Source organism: Mongoliibacter ruber (assembly GCF_003003005.1).
GTDB lineage: Bacteria > Bacteroidota > Bacteroidia > Cytophagales > Cyclobacteriaceae > Mongoliibacter > Mongoliibacter ruber.
Genome location: NZ_PVTR01000018.1, coordinates 48,413 through 69,154 on the forward strand (window position 1 = coordinate 48,413; position 20,742 = coordinate 69,154).

The 20,742-nt window shown below is 40.1% G+C and carries 14 protein-coding genes; 2 read left to right on the forward strand and 12 right to left on the reverse strand.

All coding sequences use genetic code 11. From position 1 onward, the window contains the following. Positions 1-152 precede the first annotated feature (152 nt). The 12 genes from CLW00_RS19920 to aceB all read right to left on the reverse strand — a co-directional run bounded on the left by CLW00_RS19920 (position 153) and on the right by aceB (position 17,022). Entirely contained in the window at positions 153-2,054 is a 1,902-nt protein-coding gene (locus tag CLW00_RS19920) for an outer membrane protein assembly factor BamB family protein (RefSeq protein ID WP_106135473.1), read from the reverse strand. Between the two features lie 275 nt (positions 2,055-2,329). After that, the gene (locus CLW00_RS19925) at positions 2,330-4,735 is read right to left on the reverse strand and encodes an ABC transporter permease (RefSeq protein WP_106135474.1); all 2,406 of its coding nucleotides are present in this window, start codon (positions 4,733-4,735) and stop codon (positions 2,330-2,332) included. 226 nt (positions 4,736-4,961) lie between these two features. Beyond that, positions 4,962-5,177 carry a hypothetical protein gene (locus CLW00_RS19930; protein ID WP_146131466.1) on the reverse strand — a complete coding sequence of 72 codons (216 nt, stop codon included), beginning with the start codon at positions 5,175-5,177 and terminating at the stop codon, positions 4,962-4,964. Between the two features lie 83 nt (positions 5,178-5,260). Beyond that, positions 5,261-5,470: a hypothetical protein gene (locus tag CLW00_RS19935; RefSeq protein WP_106135476.1), complete on the reverse strand. Its 210-nt coding sequence runs from the start codon at positions 5,468-5,470 to the stop codon at positions 5,261-5,263. Positions 5,471-5,553: 83 nt separating this feature from the next. Further along, entirely contained in the window at positions 5,554-5,802 is a 249-nt protein-coding gene (locus CLW00_RS19940) for a hypothetical protein (RefSeq protein ID WP_106135477.1), read from the reverse strand. Positions 5,803-5,817: 15 nt separating this feature from the next. Further along, the gene (locus CLW00_RS19945) at positions 5,818-8,244 is read right to left on the reverse strand and encodes an ABC transporter permease (RefSeq protein WP_106135478.1); all 2,427 of its coding nucleotides are present in this window, start codon (positions 8,242-8,244) and stop codon (positions 5,818-5,820) included. Positions 8,245-8,457: 213 nt separating this feature from the next. Then, on the reverse strand, positions 8,458-10,860 hold the full coding sequence (locus tag CLW00_RS19950; RefSeq protein WP_106135479.1) for an ABC transporter permease: 2,403 nt from the start codon (positions 10,858-10,860) through the stop codon (positions 8,458-8,460). A 428-nt stretch (positions 10,861-11,288) separates the two neighbouring features. Continuing rightward, the gene (locus CLW00_RS19955) at positions 11,289-12,539 is read right to left on the reverse strand and encodes a DUF819 family protein (protein WP_106135480.1); all 1,251 of its coding nucleotides are present in this window, start codon (positions 12,537-12,539) and stop codon (positions 11,289-11,291) included. A 45-nt stretch (positions 12,540-12,584) separates the two neighbouring features. After that, positions 12,585-13,226 (reverse strand): NUDIX hydrolase, encoded by a 642-nt coding sequence (locus CLW00_RS19960; protein WP_106135481.1) that lies wholly within the window; start codon positions 13,224-13,226, stop codon positions 12,585-12,587. Beyond that, positions 13,226-13,894 carry a bifunctional isocitrate dehydrogenase kinase/phosphatase gene (locus CLW00_RS19965; RefSeq protein WP_245917416.1) on the reverse strand — a complete coding sequence of 223 codons (669 nt, stop codon included), beginning with the start codon at positions 13,892-13,894 and terminating at the stop codon, positions 13,226-13,228. The genes CLW00_RS19960 and CLW00_RS19965 overlap by 1 nt, the downstream gene beginning before the upstream one ends. Before the next feature lie 195 nt (positions 13,895-14,089). Continuing rightward, the gene (gene aceA / locus CLW00_RS19970) at positions 14,090-15,370 is read right to left on the reverse strand and encodes an isocitrate lyase (protein ID WP_106135482.1); all 1,281 of its coding nucleotides are present in this window, start codon (positions 15,368-15,370) and stop codon (positions 14,090-14,092) included. Positions 15,371-15,417: 47 nt separating this feature from the next. Next, positions 15,418-17,022, reverse strand: a complete 1,605-nt coding sequence (gene aceB / locus CLW00_RS19975; RefSeq protein WP_106135483.1) for a malate synthase A — start codon at positions 17,020-17,022, stop codon at positions 15,418-15,420. A gap of 204 nt (positions 17,023-17,226) precedes the next feature. Here aceB and CLW00_RS19980 point away from each other — a divergent pair, with 204 nt between their 5' ends. Next, the gene (locus tag CLW00_RS19980) at positions 17,227-18,696 is read left to right on the forward strand and encodes a helix-turn-helix domain-containing protein (protein ID WP_106135484.1); all 1,470 of its coding nucleotides are present in this window, start codon (positions 17,227-17,229) and stop codon (positions 18,694-18,696) included. Further along, on the forward strand, positions 18,693-20,420 hold the full coding sequence (aceK, locus tag CLW00_RS19985) for a bifunctional isocitrate dehydrogenase kinase/phosphatase (RefSeq protein WP_106135485.1): 1,728 nt from the start codon (positions 18,693-18,695) through the stop codon (positions 20,418-20,420). Before CLW00_RS19980 ends, aceK begins: the two co-directional genes overlap by 4 nt. Positions 20,421-20,742: the final 322 nt, after the last annotated feature.

Sequence of the window (20,742 nt, forward strand, 5' to 3'; positions counted from 1 at the left end):
TATATTCAAGAGCAGTGCCATTGGATAAACCCTCATTTTTGACTTCAGGGGCTTTTTTTGTTTTCGATCACCACCCGCAGCGAACAATTCCGTCCGAGGGCGGACAAATTATGACTTTTGCCAAAGTCAGGAAGAATCTTTATTTAAGCAGATCACTCCATTTGATAAATATTCAATTCCCTTCCTGAAGCCCCTACCCTAACCAAATAAGATCCATTAGAGCTAAAAAACACATTTTCATTTTTCTCAAATTTCACTTCTTCCAAAACCTCTATGGGCGCTGTACCTACTCTAAAAAATCTGTTCTCCTCCACCATCCAGATTTCATTGGCAGTGAGCCTAAGGTCGGTGATTTTTTCTACCTCATCAAAGGTAGTCTGGACATTCCCCTCATTGTCTGTGATGGCCACCCCTTTCGTTCCAATCAAAATCAACCCATGGTCAAATGCAATTTGATTTTTCAACCTACCCACTTCAAAATCCTTGTAATTGATAGTGGAAATATTCTCCCCGCTCTTTGCATCATAGGTATGGATTCCTTTGGAGGAAGCATCGACAATTTTATCTCCGTCAAACAAAAATGGGTCAAAGTCAGTCCCCAACCTATTGCTCACTTTTTCGGTTTCAAAGGCAATTTGACCCGTTTTTCTGTCAAGAGCCACGATATACGAACCTGACAAACCATTGGTCATTTTAAGGTACAAAAATTCATCTGTCAACTCTTCCTGAATGACGCGGTTGTTTTGTCTTGCAATTTTATCTTCCTGTAGGAAAATTTCACCTGTATTGAAATCAATTTGAAGATAAGACTTTCTACTACCATCGGGATCTATATGCTTTCCTCCTTGCATACCTACCACATAATGAATGATTCCATTCTCATCGACTAAAGGGTAGGAACTGTTATCACCTAAGGTATTTCCTTCTTCACCTCCGGCACCTAAGACAGACATGTTTCTGTACATTCTCCGATGCCTTTCCATTCCTTCTTTCACGTCACTGTCCATTTCTTCACCTGACTTGATATCGATCAGCGTCAATCCGAAATAAGGCAGAAGTAAAACATCATTCCGTACAAATGCAGTACCTGGAATAAAGTCACCGCTGTACTTTAAAGTCCAGACCAAGTCTCCATTCTGTGCATTCAAGGCTTGAACCTCAGGCCTTCCTGCGATGTTCTGTAGTTCAGTTTGACTTACTCTAATGGCAATGATGACATCATTGTTGGGTTCATAAAAAACCTCACCCAAACCACCTTTTAATTCTGCTTGTTGCCACAAAACCTCTCCTGTCTTAATTTCCAAGAGCTGAAGTCCTTCTTTGCCATTGACAGCAATTGCATTTTTTTCGGGTAGGTATGTGATCAACTTTTTCAGCCTTTCGTCATGACCTACATAGCTTACAGGGATATTGTTCTTTTTGGAAATCGTGTTCATTCCTGTTGCAGCGGAAAAAGTCGCCTCAGACAGAGTCTCCTCGTCTTGTCTTAACCTCTGCGCATTTGTCAGGATTTGGTAAATTGACTCGACTGTAGAAATACCGATATCCAGGTCATTTTTCACCCATTTTTCTTCTCCGTTAGTCAAGTCAAAAGCAGTTGCCGTAGTAAAACTTAGGGTATAGTCAAATTGAAGGAATATTTCTTCCTCCTCAAACAATAAAAAGGCACTCCCCTCAGTGATCCCCACTCCCGGAATACTTCTCCCTACTTTATTCCTGTAATCACCTTGGAGAACCTGTTCCCTGCTTTCAAGATTCCAAACCTCATATTTGTCTTCATTTTCAAGGACAATGTATTTTCCATCGTTGGAAAATGAAGTGTACTTTGGAGTGAAATCAGAAGAAATTATCCAATCTGGCTCACTCTGTGCAAATAACTGGTTTCCACAAAAAATCAAAAGAAATCCTAACACTATCACTCCAAAGGCTTTCTTTTGCTGGCTGCCAAAAAATGAAAAGAGCAAACCAAGGCTAGATTCTTTTAATTCAGTCCTGAAGACTTTTCTAAAGTTTAAATAGTTATTGTATTCCGGTAATGCTTTTAACTGTATCATAGAAAGTTGATTTTTTAAAATGAATACTTAGCTTTTAAAAAGATCCAAAGCCAATTAAATGAATTTTAGAGTTTCATGAATACCTTTTCCATTTTGGAATTTCACATTTTCAAACCTACCAAATTCAGTACTGAGATAAAATACCCTGTACGGGGTATTTTACCTTCAATCCGACCTTAAGATCAAGGAATTAAGCGAAAAATACAGGAAGGTTTAAAAATGAACTAGAAAGAGCATTGGGAATCTTCGTATAGAAAAATCCATCCAACCCAAAATTACTCACTCCTCAAACCATTTACCGTATTTCTAAAAGCAGCCCTCAAGGCTTGCATGCCAACGACCGTCAAGGTGACCAATAGCGCCATCAAAACAACCGCTAGAAAATTCCCCAAATCAATGGGAGCACGGTAGGCGAAGTTCTGCAACCACTCCTTACCAAAATACAAAGATACCGGAACAGCCAGGACTGAAGCCAAAATAACCAAGACCATAAATTCCCTGGAAAGGATATATACGATCTGAGGTACTCCGGCACCCAAAACCTTTCTGATGCTCATTTCTTTAGATCGGGATTCGATCATAAAGGAAACCAATCCCAACAATCCGATCAGAGAAATCAAAAGTGTGAGCCCTGCAAAGAGCCGGAACATCTTGGACATGCGCAATTCTGCCTGATAGAGCCTTTCAAAGTCTTCATTGAGGAAAAAGTATTTGAAATCCATTCCAGTAAAGTCATTGATCCATTTTTGGTTCAGGTTCTCCAGAATGGCTGTGGTTTGACCGGGTTCAAAACGTATGGACAGCCAATAAGAATAATCTGGTGCCCAATCCATGGCAATGCCATGAATGGCCTGCTGTAAGCCCAATTGATGATAATCCTTCACCACTCCTATCACGGTTCCCTGCGGCGTGGTGGAAGGGGACACGATTTTCTGTCCCAAAGCTTCTTCGGGGCTTTCCCAGCCGAATAGTCTGACTGCCTTTTCATTAAGGACCAAGCCATCGGTACGATCGGTTTCTCGCTCAGGGTCAAAAAACCTTCCTGCCACAATATCAAGTTCTAAAGTATTCAGGTAATCCTCATCTACGGACAAGTACTCCACAGAAGCAGGATTTTCTGCCTCTCTCCCATCCGGGTACGCAATCTGTCCTACCCATCCAGGTCTTCCCGGAATCCCATTGGAATAAGCCACACTTTGGATCCCTGAGATATTGTTCAATTCATTTTTGAGGCTTTCTATACGGTTTTTTGACAGTTTGGAAGCATCGACCACCAAGATTTCATTCTTGGCAAATCCCAGCTCTTTCTCCTGCATAAAATCCAGCTGATTGAGAACGACCAAAGTTCCCAGCGCAAGGGAAACAGAAATAAAAAACTGAAACACCACCAATGCTTTGCTCATATTCAGCCCTGTACTTCCGGGATTAAATTTCCCTTTCAGGATCTTTATGGGCTGCAGGCCTGAAAGGTATAAGGAAGGATAATAACCTGCAAAAAGACTGATGAGGAAAAGCAAAGAGAAAATTCCAAAAATGATTTCAGGCTTTAAAAGGCTGTCCAACTTGTAGGTTTTATTGACCAATTCATTGAAAACCGGCATCATTGTGCTGGACAGAAAAATGGCAATCAAAAGTCCAAAAACAGTCATCACAAACGCTTCTGTCATAAACTGTGTGATCAATGCCATCCTTGACGAACCCACTACTTTTCTCAACCCTACTTCTTTGAAACGATCCACAGAACGGGCAGTCGAAAGGTTGATGAAATTGATACAGGCCAGAAGGATTGTAAAGAGGCAAATCCCCAAAACCATGTACACCCGGTCAATGCTTCCCAATGTCCCAAGAGAATTGCCTGCTTCCGACCTGAGATAAATATCCTTCATGGGTTCGAAATAAAGAAAAGCCTCTGCGCCCCAGGAACGCATCATCTCTCCTACATGATCCATGTAGACGGATTTGGCTTTTGCTTTGAAAGCTTCAGCGTCTGTACCTTCCCGCAGCATGAGGTAATTGCTCATATTGATATTTCCCCATCCCCCCATGTAATCTTCAATCCCCGTATACCTTTCGAAAGTCGCTTGGGAAAGCAGTACTTCAAATTGAATATGGGAGTTTTCAGGAGAATCTTTGACTACGGCTCCTACCTTTACGGCAATAGTATCAGCGAGAAAAAACTCCTTTCCTAACCCATCCTGACCTTTGAAAATCCGGCTTTCCATACTTTCAGTAATGACTGCCTGATACGGTTGGGATAAGGCGGAGGAAGGTGTTCCCTTGAGCGATTCAAATGAAAAAACATCAAAGAAAGACTCAGTGACGTAAGCCATTCTGGGATTGAACCTTTCCTCATCTGTCTTGACCTCCAATCTTGGCCAAGTAATGGTATACACCACATTTTCCACTTCAGGAAAATCCGATTCCAGAATTTTACCCACAGGCCATCCATTGGTGCTGTTATAAGCTTCATTTCCTGATTTTGCATCTATGAAAACAGTATTGACCCGGTAAATCCTGTCTCCGTTTTGGTGGAATTTATCAAATGAAAATTCGTCCAAAGCATAGACCAGCATAAAAATCCCACCTGTCAGACCCAAAGCGAGACTGAGTATATTGATTAGCGCAAAACCTTTTCTTTTCTTCAGGTTTCGGATGGCAATTTTCAAATAGTTTTTAAACATATAGGTTTATTAAAATAGTTGAACAGTTTTCATCAAATGGTTCACGCGGAGTTTTAAAAGGTGAAGAGGCTCGCAAAGGAAAAGATCTGAACTCATCCTTCCGCCGCCGTGAGTATCTCACTCATGGCTCCTAAACTTTTCATTCTGAATTTTCCATTTCTCGTAAGAGAAACCCTGGCAGGCATCACACTTCTCTTTCCCATCCCTGTTTTTGGCGAAAGGCCTTTTACACTTCCAACCTTTTTTCGGCCAAAAACAAACCTGATTTTTCTTCCTTTGTCCTCCGGTTAAAACCGGAGGCTATTGTATCGGTCATGCCGATGGCATTGGGTAACGTTAGTCTTGTTTCTTGTTTCTTGGCTCTTGTCTCTTGCTTCTTTTTTCTAATCTCTCGCCTCTCGCTTCTTACCTTGCCTTCACTCATAGCTCTTAAGCCTTTCATCTTAGATTTCTCGTTTCATCCCCGAGTTACCGTGGAACGCTTAACACCCCATTTTCCCATCCCTGTTTTTGGCGAAAGGCCTTTTACACAACAACCCTTTTTTCGGCCAAAAACAAACCTGATTTTTCTTCTTTTGTCCTCCTGTTAAAACCGGAGGCTATTGTATCGGTCATGCCGATGGCATTGGGTAACGTTAGTCTTGTTTCTTGGCTCTTGTCTCTTGCTTCTTTTTTTCTAATCTCTCGCTTCTCGCTTCTTATCTTGCCTTCACTCATAGCTCTTAAGCCTTTCATCCTAGAATTATCGTTTCATCCCCGAGTTACCGTGGAACGCTTCACACCTCTCTTACCCATCCTTGTTTTTGGCGAAAGGCCTTTTACACTTCCAACCTTTTTTCGGCCAAAAACAAACCTGATTTTTCTTCTTTTTTCCTCCGGTTAAAACCGGAGGCTATTGTATCAGTCATGCCGATGGCATTGGGTAACGTTAGTCTTGCATCTTGTTTCTTGGCTCTTGTCTCTTGCTTCTTTTTTTCTAATCTCTCGCTTCTCGCTTCTCGCATCTCGGCTCTCGCTTCTTGTCTCTTGACTCTTTTCTCTCGCTTCTCACATCTCGCATCTCGCATCTCGCTTCTCCCATACTACTCCACCTTAAAAGCATCCACTGGATTGATCATTGCCGCCCTAATGGATTGAGAACTGACAGTCAAGGCTGCAATTATTGCTGCAATCAGCCCTGCCATGATGAATACAAGCCATGAAACTGATATGCTGTAAGCAAAACCATCCAACCATGAACTCATTCCATACCAAGCTATCGGTACAGCTAGGATGAAACCAAACAATACCAACTTTAGGAAATCTTTGCCCAGTAGCATCACAATACTGCCAATACTTGCTCCCATCACTTTCCTGACTCCTATTTCTTTGGTTCTCTGTTCGGTTGCATAGGCTGACAATCCAAACAAACCCAAAACTGATATCAGGATTGCCAAACCTGCAAAAAACCCAAAAACAGTCCCTACCCTTTCTTCAGCTTCATATTGCTGTTCAAACCTGTCTGCAACGGTGTAATAGTTGAATGGAAAATCGGGACGCAAGGCTGTCCATTCTTGTCTAAGGTAGGCAATGGCCTCATCGAAATTTTCAGCATTCAATTTAAAGGCTACTTCATTGAATCTGTCATTGGGTATCATAAAGACCATTGGACTGATGGGTTGGTGCAATGACTCAAAATGAAAATCTTTTACAACCCCAACCACATAGCCTCTTCTAATACCATAATGCAAAGACTTGCCAATGGCTTCTTCATCAGAAGACCATCCAATAGCCCTGACGGCAGATTGATTGAGTAGAAAAGCCTCGGTACTGTCTGAAGCCAGCTGATAATTGAAATCACGGCCTGTGGCCATTTCAATTCCAAATGTCTCCATAAATGAATGGCTTACATGTATATCTGAAAGCCTGATATCCATCGTGGTCAAATCACCATTGACTTCAGCTTTTGTTCCCTGGGCATCTAAAAGCCTTCCCGAGGGAACCCTTGAAGCCAAGGTCAAAGCTTCAATTCCCGGATGTTGCATATAACGGTCTTGTAAAGTCTCATAATTTTCGACCAATTCAGCATGGGCAGGTAGCACAATTACCTGGTCTTTTTCAAAGCCTAACTCTTTATTTTTCATGTAGTCGAGCTGATTTACCACTACAAGGACAGCGACTATTAATATGATAGAAATGGCAAACTGCCCAATCACCAAGGCAGATCTGAATTTTTCATGAATAGAACCGATTTTATAAGTCCCTTTAAGCACTTTGACCGGTTGGAAACCAGAGAGAAAAAGAGAAGGGTAACTGCCTGCCAGCATTCCTACTACGATTACCAAAACAAGCATTCCCAGAATGTATTCAGGATGATCCAAAAGGTTCATAGACAAATCTTTGCCGGTAAAATCCCCAAAAACAGGCAGGGTCAATCTTGCCAAAACAACGGCAATAAGTAAGGCCAAAAATGTTAAGATTATAGTCTCACTCATGAATTGTCTTATCAACAATTGTCGATCGGCTCCCATCACCTTTCTCAAACCAACTTCCATGGCTCTTTTGGCTGATCGGGCTGTGGCAAGGTTCATAAAGTTGATACAGGCAATCAATAAAATAAAAATTGCTATGGCTGTATATATATACACATATTCTATGCTGCTGTTGGGTTCCAACTCAGAATCCAAATTGGAATGAAGATGTATATCAGTGATAGGCCAAAGTTGAAGACTGGTCCAATTGGAAGGTGCGGAACCATCATCGCCAACATTCACGTGCCTATTCAAAAATGAAGGAATCTGATCGGAAATACTTTGTGATGTCACACCTTCAGCCAAAAGGATATACGTTCCGAAATTGTTAGAACCGAAATTCTTCATCATCGCTTCATACCCACCATAAAACTCTGTCACTAATTCCATGGATGCTAAAAAGTCAGCTTTGAAATGGGAATTATCGGGAATATCTTTCATCACTGCCCTCACTTGCATATTGGCTGTGGCTGATCCTATTTTCATTTCAAGGCTTCTACCTATAGGTTCTGCATTGCCAAAGTATTTTTTTGCCATACTTTGGGAAATCACCATTCCATCAGGGAAATTCAAGGCTTCCTCTGGATTGCCATCGACCACTTCCCAAGAAAACACTTTAAAAACTTCTGGGTCTGAAAAATAAAACCTTCTCTCCTCAAAAATATTTGCATCATCTTTCAAAATCACATTGGTATTCAATACCCGCACTACCTCTTCCAATTCCTCATTGAAATCTGATTTTAGCAATGGTCCAAATGGAGGAGCCAAATGTCCCAGATGCAAGTTTACCTCACCATTTTGATTGAAAAAAGAGCGTGAAACCCGGTAAATCCGATCCGAATTTTCATGGTATTTATCATAACTTACTTCATGCTGAACAAACATGAAAATCAAAATACTCGCTGCCATCCCTACGGAAAGCCCCAAGATGTTGATCATCATAAATACAGGGTTCTTTTTCAGGTTCCTGATCGCAATTTTGATATAGTTTCTAAACATTATTTTGTGGTCTTATGATTATTCAGTCATTATTAACCAGAGGCTATTGTATCTCTTGCTTCTAGTCTCTCGCTTCTGTCTTGTTGTCTCTTCACGCCAGACCTTCGAGGTTACAATTCCGATAGCTATCGGAACTCAAAGGTCACTATCAACCCCTCTTGTTTCTTGTCTCTTGTCTCTCGCTTCTCGCTTCTTATCATCCTTCATCCCTTCTCAATCTTCCTTCAAACTTTCCACAGGATTTTGGATATATACTTTTAAAGTGCGGTATCCTATGGTCAACATGGCTATCAAACTCACTACTCCAATGGCAAGCACATAAATCACAGGTGATAGGCTTGTCTTGTATGCAAATCCGGAAAGCCATTCTCTGCTAAACCAGATACCAAAACCTATGGACAAAATCGCTGACAGGCCTAAAAGCATAAAGAAATCTGAAGAAAGAACCTTGAGCACATCTGTGGATTTAGCACCTAGTACTTTGCGAATACTAATTTCTTTTGTTCTTCTCATGGCCACATAAGAAACCAATCCAAATAGCCCCATGCAGGCAATAAAAATGGCTATACCTGAGAAGAGTTGGAAAATGCGGGAAACATTTTGTTCAGTCTGATACATTTTGGCATACTCTTCATCAAGAAAACGATACGCAAATGGTCTATCCGGATATATGCCATTCCAAGCTTCTTCCAACTTGGAAAGACTCTCAGATGGATTTCCATTTGGCAGTTTAACCAATATCCAATTGGCTTCTGATGGCTGGATAAAAATAGCTAATGGACCCACCTGATTGTGCAAAGAGTTGAAGTAGAAATCTTGTACCACCCCTTTGATATTGGATAAAGTACCATTGTAATTCACTTTTCGCCCTATACTTTCTTCTACCGTCCAACCCAACTCTTTGATGGTCGCCTCATTGAAAATTACATTCATCTCTTCTTCATTTTCGTATGCATACGTCCAATTGATGTCCTGATCCGAAAAACCAACTCCTGCCAATAAATTCAGATTGAGCGTAGATACAATATCATGGTCGACCGCAAATCCCGTCACCATCAGATCTTTTTCATTATCTCCACCGGGGGAAAGGGAGTACCCCGCCTGTATAAAGATCGGAAGTGCATTTGACATACTCATGGATTGTGCAGCACCTGTTCTTTCTATTTCACTCCTAAGGGAAGAAATTTTATCCCCCATATTGTAATGAAAATTCAAGGCTATGACTTGTTCACGTTCGTATCCCAAGTTTACAGTCTGCATAAAGTCCAATTGCTGTTTGACTATAATAGTGGCAAGTAAAAGACTGATGGAGACGAAAAATTGAAAAACTACCAGACTTCTTCTCAACCAAGCGCCTGAGGTGAAATTGCTCACTTTCTTCCCCAAAGCCTGAAGCGGTTCCATTCCTGACAAAATCATGGCTGGATAAAATCCAGAAAAAACACCTACCAATAACATCAACCCAATCAGTAAAAGCATACCCAATGGGCTTGTTAGTAGTTCCAGATTCATGGGAACACCCGAAAAACTCTCAAAAACCCCTTTTAATAAAAATAAAATCAAAAGACTGAAAATCAATCCTGATAGGGATAAAATCATAGATTCTGAAATAAATTGTCCAAATAGCTGCGGCCTATCTGCACCCAAAACCTTCCTAAGTCCTACCTCTTTATTTCTTTCTGTGGCTTCGGCTGTAGCCAAATTGACATAATTTATGATCCCAATCATGATCAACAGGATGGCTACAGAACCAAAAATGTATAGATTTTTTATGTCTATGGCGGGCTTAATATCTTTGAGTTGACTATAGCCCAGGTGAATGGATGTCAAAGGCTGAAACAATACATCTATCTCAAAGCCATAGCTCCTCATATCTTCACCAAAATATTTATCCACCATTTGATCTAGCTTTCCAGCAAAAACCTCCCTGTCAGCCGTGGGGGAAAGTTTGGCATAGGAGTAATAATTAGCAGGACTCCATTGCGGATTTTTCCCATCTCTGGTAGTGATAAATGACGCTAAAAAATCAAAATCAATATGACTATTACTGGGAAAATCTTCTACAATGGCCATGAGCTGATAATCCTGTCCATCCACCTTTATCATATTTCCAATTGAATTAAGTGGATTTTTGAAATACCTCTGTGCAGTAGATATAGTAAGCACTATCTGGTTCGGTTCTGAAAGCAATTTGCCTTCAGCTCCTGCCAAAAGTTTCAAGTCGAATATTTCGAAGAAATTTTCATCTACAAAAGCGAATTTGTTTTCTTCATGGTTCCCTTCTCCTGCATCGATCAATACAGATGAAAAAATGCTGTAATCAAAAATTAGGGTACCTACTTCAACCTCATCCAACTCTTCTGTTACAGTAGGCACCAATGCTGCAGGTGTCATGGAAACAACTTGTTCTTCCCCAGCCATAGAAAAACGCTGAGCAAACCTCACCACCCGGTCGGAATCTTTATACATGCTATCATAGGTGGCTTCATGATGTATAAATAGTGCGATGGCTAAAAAGCTGACAATGGCTACTGTAAGACCCAGCACATTGATACCGGCATAAAGTTTTCGTTTGAGTAGATTTCGAAAAGATACTTTGAAATAATTTTTCCACATGGCACTGAGGATTTAGAGTTGGTTAGTTCTGATTTTGTGCAGAAATCCAGTATACTTTGATTAAGGACATAAAGGATCCAACCTACCTTTCCCCACTATTATGCCATGTCATAAAAATGCGTTTATAGCCTAGAAATGAATCTTTTCTATAATTCTCTGTAGGACAGACGGACATTTTCGTCCGCGTACGGGCAAAAAGAAAAAGGTTAGAAATAATTCCGGTCTTCTATAAAATTATTTCTACACATATACGGAATTAAACAAGTAGCGCCTAAGTTTCAAAACAAGCAGCGATCCTGAACACAATATCTATCAATATCGAACCTTCTTGAAGGCAAGTACTTATGAATATCGAAAGCTTAAAAAGCCAGCTTAATTAGCTTGTTGAAGAATAGCGTAAAAAAATAACCATTGCTATTAAAGGTCAATTATCCATGCACCAATTGCAGCAATAAACCACAGATATACGCTCCATAAGTCCCCACAGCATATCCCAAAACAGCCATCAACACACCCACAGGTGCCAAAGACGGATTGAATGCGGAAGCTACAATAGGTGCTGAAGCGGCTCCACCAACATTGGCTTGTGAACCGACAGCGACAAAAAAGAATGGGGCCTTGATGATAAAGGCGACCACCAGCATAATGACTATGTGGAAGATCATCCACAATATCCCAATCAAGAAAAATACCGGACTGTCAAAAATAGCCATCAGGTCCATTTGCATTCCAATAGTTGCCACCAAAATGTAAAGTAAAACCGAACCTAAGCGGGAAGCACCTGCACCTTCCAGTTCCCTCGCCTTGGTAAAAGACAGCAATAAACCACCTGTCGTGGCAACCACCACAATCCAAAAGAAAGTCTTGTCCAATGAATACTGACTCAATGCAGGATAATTTTCACCTATAAATGGTGCCATCCAATCCGCAAAAAGATGTGCTAGGCCTGTCAAGGCAAAGCCAATCCCCAATATTTTCATAGTATCAGCCATTGTCGGGATTTTCAAAATCCCTTCCCTGTATTTCTCTACTTTTTCCTGTAATTCATGTATCGCTGAGCTGTCAGCTTTGAAGATCTTGTCAATCCTTCCCGGCTTGGCTGCCCAAAACAATAACACTGCCATCCAAACATTCGCCACCAATACATCTACAGCTATCATTTGGGAAAAAAGCGTTGGGCTAGCTTCAAAGACCTCCAACATGGCTGTCTGATTCGCACCTCCTCCAATCCAACTGCCTGCAATAGTAGCCAAACCTCTCCAAATTTCGTCAGGCCCTACCCCTCCCAAGATTTCTGGAAAAACGGCTGACACTGTCAATAAAGCCAATGGCCCTCCTAAAATGATACCCAATGAACCTGCCAAAAACATAATCAAAGCTTTTGGCCCTAATTTCAAAATGCCTTTAAAATCTATGCTCAGTGTAAGCAAAACCAACGAAGTGGGTAATAAGTAACGGGAAGCCACACTGTATAACTGAGAATACTCACCAGAGATTATCCCAAATGAATTCAACACAGCAGGAATAAAATAACACAAAAGAATAGATGGAATAACCCTGTAGAATTTTTGCCAAAAGGGATTCTTACTGGAAGAAGTACCGAATACCAAGGCCAAAATAAACATCAAAATACCAAATACAACGGCATCATTGGTAATCAAAGGAGTATATTCTTGCATGAAAACGAAGGTTTATTTGCAACAATACCACAAATGCTTAAAAAATCAAAAATCAGTCATTTCCCACATGTATGTAAATTCTCCCAACATCATAGCTGTAGCACCCCATACCATCTCAGAATCAATGTCAAAATATGGTGCTTTCATATTGAACCCACCACTACCTTTTATTGTACCTGACTTCCTGATTTTCTTATCCAAGATCGTCTGAAAGGCACAATTGATAATCCTGTCTACTTCTGAAGGTTCAGGAATAAATTTCGGTTTTTCGTTTACATAACCAAGAAAAGGAGAAACCATAAAGTTGCTTGGTGGGATATACAACTCCGACATACTTCCCAATAAAATGACTTTAGAAGCATCAATTCCGATTTCTTCTTCTGATTCCCTCAAGGCAGTCATAGCGAGATCTTCATCACTTTCCTCCATCTTTCCACCCGGAAAAGCAATCTGACCACTATGTACGCCAGGGTATTTGGGTCTCTTGATAAATGGAACAAAACATTCACCTGAAGCATCAGGATAAAAAAGCATCAAAACAGCACCTTTTCGGTAATCTTTTCTTATTTGACGGGCAAACCGCTCCTCATCTACCGGTACAGGAGCCATGGTAATCTGTCCCTTTCTTCCAGGTAATGGTTTTTCGAGTACCTTTTCCAGCCTACTGATTACTTTTCCAAATTCCATTAAAAATCAATTTTACTGAGTTTTTTCTTTAAAAACCCATCTTTGGAGTAATTGGTTGTCACAAGAGGATGTTTAAAAATATATTGTACCGAATTCTTCACATCAATCAGCCATAACTTTGGAGTGATCCCTGCTTCTTCTTCAAAAAAACCTGACACCAAGAGGTATTCGGGTGTGACCCACACAGCATCTTCAAAACCTCCTGAAGGTCCCATAAACAACAATCTTTCCCTCATACCGTCATTTCTAAAATAAATGACCTCTGAATCAGGATTAAGAAAAGGTCCACCTTGCTCGGGAAAGACAATTTTATAACTATAAATATCCACCACTCCTCTACCTTCGGGATTCGGAATCAGATAAGGATAAAAAGGAGAGCTTTCGTCTATGTAATTTTCCTCAGGCCATTCCAATTGGTCAACTGAAACTCTTTTATCTAAAGAAAAATCGGAAGGACTAAAAGCACTTTCATTGGACTTCCAATGAGAAGCCCATGATTGCATTTGTTGGATGCCTATTTCCAACAATTGAATTTCTTCTTCTACTAAGTTATATTCATCTTCAAGTACCTCTTCTTCTACATTCCTATCAGAAGCACAAGAAGCCATACCACAAACAAATAATCCGAGAAGGGAAACACGAAAGAAAAATGATCGGTTTAAATTCATTTTTTTGGTCTGAAATGAAAGCGAATAAAATACAAATCGAGTAAAAATCAAAAAAGGCCGGAACATTGTTCCAGCCTTTTCCATCTCTCAAACCTATTAAACCTATTGTAGATATTCAATGAATGAATAACATGCTCGAAAGGTAAATAATGTTTTCTAATTGTCCAAACAATCGATTGCGAAAATTATATTTTGTCAAAATTGTGACTCCTCTGTGCTGCCTTTTAGCGCTACTGTGGAAGCCATTCCAGAGGTCACTATTTCTTGAACTTTATCAAAATAGCCTGTCCCAACGAAAGCTTGATGTTTGACTGCCTTGAAACCAGCTGGTTGTAAGGCAAACTCTCTCTCTTGTAATTCGGAATATCCTGCCATTCCTCTTTCTTTGTACGCCTTAGAAAGCTCAAACATAGAGGTATTCAAAGCATGGAATCCTGCCAATGTAATGAACTGAAACTTATACCCCATTTCGGCCAAACTTTCTCTGAAAGTCAACATTTCTGATTTACTCAAATGAGCAGCCCAGTTGAAAGAGGGAGAGCAATTATAGGCCAACATTTTGCCAGGATACTTTTCATGGATTGCCTGGGCAAATTCTCTTGCATAACCCAAATCAGGATTTGATGTCTCCATCCATATCAAATCAGAATATGGTGCGTATGACAAACCTCTGTCAATACCTTGAGCTATTCCATTATTGACTTCAAAGAAACCTTCAGAAGTTCTTTTGCCATTGATGAATTTATGGTCTCTTTCGTCTATATCAGAAGTAATCAAGGTCGCTGCATCTGCGTCTGTTCTTGCTATGATAATAGTGGAAACACCCATGACATCTGTGGCTAGGCGCGCTGCGATCAATTTATTGATGGCTTCTTGTGTAGGGACCAACACTTTCCCTCCCAGGTGACCACATTTTTTGGCAGATGAAAGTTGATCTTCAAAGTGAACTCCAGAAGCACCGGACTCAATCATCATTTTCATCAATTCAAATGCATTGAGATTTCCTCCGAAACCAGCTTCTGCATCAGCTACAATTGGTACCATATAATGCAAATTCTCAGTACCTACTACATTTTGAATTTGATCGGCTCTCAATAGGGCATTGTTTATTCTTTTTACCACCGCCGGAACGGAATCTGCTGGATATAGGCTTTGATCAGGATACATCTGACCGGCAAGGTTGGCATCTGCCGCTACCTGCCAACCAGAAAGGTAAATGGCTTCCAAACCAGCCTGAACCTCCTGAACGGCCTGATTTCCAGTCAATGCTCCAAGACCTGCGATAAATGGTTGTGAAGTCAATTTATCCCATAATCTTTCTGCTCCCATTTTTGCTATGGAATATTCAAGCTGATAATTACCACCCAACTTAACTACGTCTTCTGCTGAGTAAGTTCTTTTGATGCCATTCCATCTTGGGTTTACAGCCCAGTCTTTTTCCAATGCCAAGGCCCTTTGTGTTTTGTCAATTTTCATGGTTTCTAGTAATTTGTTAAAAGTGATTTCTTGTTTTGTATTGTTATTTAATCCAGAAGCTGATATGCTGGTAGCGTCAGAAATTCTATAAATGTGGATCCCAAGACCAACTTGTCCATCAATTGAGATGCTTGTTGAAGTTGTGGGGCATTTGCACGCTCATCACCGATAAGCGATTTGATTTTTTCCATTTCCTGCAGTTTGAGTTCTTGATAGAGTTCAGCTGTGACAGCTTGCCCATTGTCCATTTTGACCTGATGCCTTATCCATTGCCAGAGCTGTGCTCGGCTGATCTCTGCGGTCGCGGCATCTTCCATCAGGTTATAAAGTGCTGCAGCTCCTACCCCTCTTAGCCAGCTCTCGATGTATAGAATCCCAACATTTATATTGGTTCTGACACCTTCTTCTGTGATGCTGCTTTCAGGAATCCGAACATCCAAAAGATCTTTAGATTCCAATCCTGAAAGCATTAATGGTTTGTTTTTCTGATTACACTGCCCTAAATCAAAGGCTTTTGTAAACACCTCTTTGGCTATATCTACCAAAAATGGATGTGCAACCCATGTCCCATCATAACCCAAACCAGCTTCACGTTCTTTATCCGTTTTCACCTTGGCCCTGGCCATTTGATTGATTTTTTCATCTTTGGCAGGTATAAAAGCTGACATACCACCTATAGCATGAGCTCCTCGCTGATGACAGACTTCCACTAGTTTGGTTGCATATGCCTTCATAAACGGCACACCCATGGTTACCTGCCCCCTGTCCGGAAGTATGAAATTCTCATGATTTCTAAATTTCTTGATGATACTGAAAATGTAATCCCACCTGCCAGCATTGAGCGCTACAATATGATCCTTGAGTTCAAACAGGATATTATCCATCTCCAGAGCCCCGAAAATCGTCTCTATCAAAACCGTGGATTTGATACTCTTTTGTGGGATTTTCATGTAATCCTGTGCCGCCACAAAAACCTCATTCCATAACCTTGCTTCCAAGTGACTTTCCAATTTTGCCAGGTAGAAATAAGGCCCTGTCCCATTTGAAAGCAAAGTCTGAGCATTGTGAAAAAAGTACAAACCGAAGTCAACAATCGAAGCACTCAAAGGCTCTCCGTTGATGCTCATATGCTTCTCTTCTAAATGCCAACCCCTCGGCCTTACTTTAAGCACAGCTATTTCATCAGCCAAACTGTAGGTTTTCCCATTGTCAGCTGTATAGTCTATTTGCCGTCTGATTGCATCATACAAATTCACCTGACCCGAAATCATGTTTTCCCATGTAGGTGAAGAAGCATCTTCAAAATCAGCCATGAAAACTTTTGAACCTGAGTTCAAAGCATTGATGACCATTTTCCTATCTACTGGTCCTGTGATTTCAACTCTCCTATCCTGTAAATCTTCAGGAACTCCTGCTATCTGCCAGTCACCTGATACACTAGGCAATTCGCCCAATAATTCGCTCAACTCTCCATTATCAAGTCTTTCTTGTTGGCGCTGCCTTTTCACCAGAATGGAATATCTCTTTTCTCTAAACTTCAATTCTAGATAAGCTAGAAACTCCAAGGCTTCTGGTGTCAGGATTCTTGCAAATTCGTCTGATATATCAGCAGAAACTTGCAACTTAAGATGGTCTGTGATGGCTATTGTCATGATATTGATAGTTATGTGAATCAGTGATTTAAAGGTATGAAAACGAAATTTAATAAAAAAGCGAAAATTCGCTTTTTTATTATTTTATTTTATTTGTAATATTTCACTAAAATAAAAAATAACGCAAAAACGCTTTGAAATTGGAAAAACAGGGATAAATTGAAGTATTGATGGTGCTGTGCCTATCAGTAAAAATCAGTTTGTATGAAAGAAGAAAACATAAGGATCATATTTGGATTAAAGTTGAAACAGTTGAGAAAGGAAAAAAACCTCTCTCTTCAAGAGCTTTCAGAAAAAAGTGGTGTTTCAATTTCCTACCTGAATGAAATTGAAAAATCCAAAAAATACCCCAAAGCAGATAAGGTTTTTAGATTGGCAGAAGCATTGGAAGTTGAGTATGATTATTTGGTTTCCCTCCAATTGGAAGACAAGATGAAGCCAATTGCCGACCTCCTTCATTCTGACATTCTTTCCGAATTACCTTTAGACTTATTTGGAATAGAGCCAAGTTCATTCATAGAACTCCTTTCTGACACACCTACCAAATTAAATGCATTCATCATCACATTGATGGATATCAGCCGTGCTTATGACATTACACTGGAAGAGTTTTTCTTGTCTTCCCTCAGGGCATACCAAGAGATGCACGACAATTATTTCCCACAGCTGGAGATTCAAGCACAGTCTTTTAAGAACAAATACGATGTTCCATTACGGCCGGGCTTTGATAAACTCAAGCAGATTTTAGAAAATGAGTTTCATTATGAAGTCATTCCTTATGACTTTGAAAAAGAAGTAGGCCTTTCCAAAACCAGAAGTCTGATGCTTCCGGGGAAAAACCCTAAATTCCTGTTCAACCCCAACCTGACCGAAAACCAAAAAATTTTCGCCATCGGAAGAGAGCTGGGTTATGCATTTTTGAATCTTAAAAAGAGGCCCTACTCGTCTTCTTGGATTACTGTCAATTCCTTTGAAGAAGTCCTACAACATTTTCAAGCGAGTTATTTTAGTTGTGCCATGCTCATGGAAGAAAAGGAAATCACCAAAGATTTGGAAGCATTCTTCTCACATCAGAAACTTGATCATGAGCTTTTACTTGGCCTTATAGAAAAGTACAATGTCACGCCCGAAACCTTGGTATATCGCTTGACGAATATACTTCCCAAACATTTTGGCTTAAAAGAACTCTTTTTTCTTAGAATCGGAAAAAACGTACCAAGTGGTCAATTTTCGCTTAATAAAGAACTACATCTCACTGGGATTCACCATCCTCATGGGTCTAAAAATCAAGAAGATTATTGCAGAAGATGGGTTTCCGCTACGATTTTTGATGATTTCAGCCAAAGTCAAACATCAAGGATTGGAAAAGCACAATATTCTTTTTATCCTGACGGGCAGTCTTACTTTGTGTTTGCTATAGCCTACCAATCAGGAATGAAGCGGCAGGAGCAAATCAGCATTTCTTTTGGTCTCAAAGTAAACGCACAATTCAAAAGAAAAGTAAAGTTCCACAATGACCAGCAAATCCAGCTCAAACATGTGGGTACTACCTGCCAAGCATGTCCTGTCGAAAACTGCGAAGTTCGAGTGGCTCCTCCTATAAAGTTACAGAAACTTCAATCCCAAATAGATAAAGAGAATAAACTAGCACTGGTAAAAAAACAGTTTTCATGAGAATAGATTCTGTCAAAATAGTTGTAGAAAGGATCCTTGAGGGCTACATGTCCTATATTGATACTTTCAATGAACTCACTTCCCTGTCTCCAAAACACTTCAAGGACAGAGACTGGATCGGGATGCAGCAAAATCATAAAAGAAGGTTAAGACTCTACAAAGATCAGGTGAGTGCTACAAGACTCCTTCTCAGTGAGACACTCAAAGATGAGCCATTGGATCAAAATTTCTGGATAGAAAGTAAAGCTTATTACTCGTGGATCATCACTGAAAGGAAAGACAAGGAGTTGGCTGAGACTTTTTTCAATTCGGTCCTTAGGAAAATTTCACCTCAATCTGGTATCAACGAAAACATCATGTATGTGCATGAGGGCTATGATACTTGTGACCTTCATACCAATGAAAACCTGTACCACAGTTACCCTTCTTCTTGGGGTTTACAGAAAATCATCAGAAAAATCATGGAGGACTTTGATTTTGGGGCACATTACTTCAATAAAGAAGAAGACATTCAATTACTTGTAAGAGCCATTCGAGAAGTAATTTTGACAAGGTATGAGCCCACCAAAGATACTATCACCCAAGTATTGAAAAGTGTGTTTTACAGAAATAAAGCGGCCTATCTCATTGGCAGAACTAAAGTCGGTGGTAAATGGATGCCTTTTATCATTCCTTTCTTACACAATGAAAACGGGATTTACGTAGATACAATGATTTTTGACCCAAAAGTCATGGCCCATATATTCAGTTTTACCCGCTCGTATTTTATGGTGGAAGTAGCTATTCCTTCTCAATTGGTAGCTTTTCTCAATTCTGTCATTACTCATAAGCAAGTACATGAGCTGTACAATGCCATAGGCTTCAATAAACATGGCAAAACAGAGTTCTACAGAGATTTCATCAATCATCTCGCCCAAAGTGATGATAAATTCATTATTGCGGAAGGGATCAAAGGTATGGTAATGACTGTATTTACCCTTCCATCCTACAATATCGTTTTCAAAATGATCAAGGATTACTTTGATCCGCCCAAAATGATGACTAGACAGGAAGTAAGGGATAAATATAAAATGGTGGGACTGCATGACAGGGTCGGTAGAATGGCGGATACGCACGAGTTTGAAGAGTTTCATCTCCCCCTAGAAAGGATAGATGAAGAATTGCTCCAAGAACTCAAAAGCAATGTTAATTCATTGATTGAAATAAAAAACAACCAATTGATTTTTAAACATTTATATACAGAAAGGAAAATGACACCTTTAAACATATTTTTGGAAACCTGTAATACTGATGATGCCAAAACCGTAGTCGAAGAATATGGTAATGCTATCTTACAACTGGCAAAAGCAAACATATTTCCAGGTGATATGATGACCAAAAATTTTGGAGTGACCCGTCAAAAAAGAGTGGTTTTTTATGATTACGATGAGATTGAGTTTATGACAGATATGAATTTCCGTTGGAAACCAAAAGCTGAAACTTATGAGCAAATCTACGCTTCAGAGCCTTGGTATGATATCAAAGCCAATGATGTGTTTCCAGAAGACTTCAAGAAGTGGATGATTGGTCGAGCAGATGTAAAGGATCATTTTTTCACCTATCACGCAGATTTATTTAATCCGGATTACTGGATCAAATTACAAGATCAGATCAGAAAAGGTGAATTCATACATGCATTTCCCTACCCCACTGAAATCAGGTTTAGGCCAGATGAGAAAGCGTAAGTGGTGAACTGGGGTGAATCCTGTACCTGCCTTAAGTAGGTAGGATTGATCACCTTATGCTTTAGAGGTGAATCGTTAAAGGTTAAAATTGTTAAAGGTTGAGTTTGTGGTAGGTTGTAGCTCTGAGTAATTGTGAAATCGATGAACTGACGAATTGACGAATTGATGAATCGTGTATCTGCCTGCTGAAGGTAGGATTGATCAACTGATGCCCTAGAGGTGAATCTTTAAAAGTTGAAAATGTTAAAGGTTAAAGGTTGAGTTTGTGGTAGGTTGTAGGGCTGAGTAATTGTGAAATCGATGAACTGACGAATTGACGAAT

Bases quoted from the DNA above. Each gene is read 5' to 3' on its own strand.
- aceA (WP_106135482.1), bottom strand. From the start codon at position 15,370: ATGAAAATTGACAAAACACAAAGGGCCTTGGCATTGGAAAAAGACTGG.
- CLW00_RS19920 (WP_106135473.1), bottom strand. From the start codon at position 2,054: ATGATACAGTTAAAAGCATTACCGGAATACAATAACTATTTAAACTTT.
- CLW00_RS19960 (WP_106135481.1), bottom strand. From the start codon at position 13,226: ATGGAATTTGGAAAAGTAATCAGTAGGCTGGAAAAGGTACTCGAAAAA.
- CLW00_RS19940 (WP_106135477.1), bottom strand. From the start codon at position 5,802: ATGCGAGATGCGAGATGTGAGAAGCGAGAGAAAAGAGTCAAGAGACAA.
- aceK (WP_106135485.1), top strand. From the start codon at position 18,693: ATGAGAATAGATTCTGTCAAAATAGTTGTAGAAAGGATCCTTGAGGGC.
- CLW00_RS19935 (WP_106135476.1), bottom strand. From the start codon at position 5,470: ATGAAAGGCTTAAGAGCTATGAGTGAAGGCAAGATAAGAAGCGAGAAG.
- CLW00_RS19965 (WP_245917416.1), bottom strand. From the start codon at position 13,894: ATGAATTTAAACCGATCATTTTTCTTTCGTGTTTCCCTTCTCGGATTA.
- CLW00_RS19955 (WP_106135480.1), bottom strand. From the start codon at position 12,539: ATGCAAGAATATACTCCTTTGATTACCAATGATGCCGTTGTATTTGGT.
- CLW00_RS19925 (WP_106135474.1), bottom strand. From the start codon at position 4,735: ATGTTTAAAAACTATTTGAAAATTGCCATCCGAAACCTGAAGAAAAGA.
- CLW00_RS19930 (WP_146131466.1), bottom strand. From the start codon at position 5,177: ATGAAAGGCTTAAGAGCTATGAGTGAAGGCAAGGTAAGAAGCGAGAGG.
- CLW00_RS19950 (WP_106135479.1), bottom strand. From the start codon at position 10,860: ATGTGGAAAAATTATTTCAAAGTATCTTTTCGAAATCTACTCAAACGA.
- CLW00_RS19945 (WP_106135478.1), bottom strand. From the start codon at position 8,244: ATGTTTAGAAACTATATCAAAATTGCGATCAGGAACCTGAAAAAGAAC.
- aceB (WP_106135483.1), bottom strand. From the start codon at position 17,022: ATGACAATAGCCATCACAGACCATCTTAAGTTGCAAGTTTCTGCTGAT.
- CLW00_RS19980 (WP_106135484.1), top strand. From the start codon at position 17,227: ATGAAAGAAGAAAACATAAGGATCATATTTGGATTAAAGTTGAAACAG.